This window comes from Alcanivorax sp. HI0044, assembly GCF_001634945.1.
Map to the genome: position 1 here is coordinate 1 of NZ_LWEZ01000616.1, position 697 is coordinate 697.

Genomic DNA, 697 nt, shown 5'->3' on the forward strand with positions numbered 1-697 from the left:
ACCTTGAAACGGCCAATTTCCTCCCCCTGCTCATTGAGGAGCCCTTGTATCGTACGGCTTCCCGCCGAACTGCGACTCTGATTGAACAAGCGGTTCACTTTGGCTTTCAAGGCCACCCTCTCCACATCAATACGACGGCACCGCTTACGATGTTCGTAGTAACAGGAACGATGCACATTAAACGCTGAACAGACCAATTCCACAGGCTCCCGCTCACTTAACTGGTCAATCAGCGCGTACGATTCCAGTCGTCCGACATCAAGAGAGCAGTAGCCTTTTTTAGAATGTTCTTCTCCCGTTCCTGGCGCTCACACCGAGCCTCAAGCTCCTGTATCCGGCGCTGCTCCGGGGTAAGAGCCTTGCCTTTGGGGGTAACACCTTGACGTTCCGCCTCAAGCTGCTTGACCCAGCGCCGCAGCGCGCTCTCAACTACACCAAGCGATGTGCTGGCTTGGGAAACAGTGTAGCCTTGATCCAACACCAAGCTGGCGGCTTCCTGCTTGAACTCAGGAGTAAAGGAACGTCGTTTTCTGGTCATCTGGCACCTCGATTAAGGTGGTAACTTTACCACCTATGTTGGTGTCCGGATTCATTAGACCACTACACTATAGCCCAAGCGTGAAAGTGTCGTATCGCGCCGCAAGGGACGTTATTCGCTACGCTCACCCTACGGGCCGACTCTCGGTCGCTGCTCCGC

At 54.5% G+C, this 697-nt stretch carries 1 pseudogene; it reads right to left on the reverse strand.

Going from position 1 to position 697, the window contains the following annotated elements:
• Positions 1-538, reverse strand: a pseudogene (locus A3730_RS32570) (transposase); the annotation flags it as partial.
• Positions 539-697: the final 159 nt, after the last annotated feature.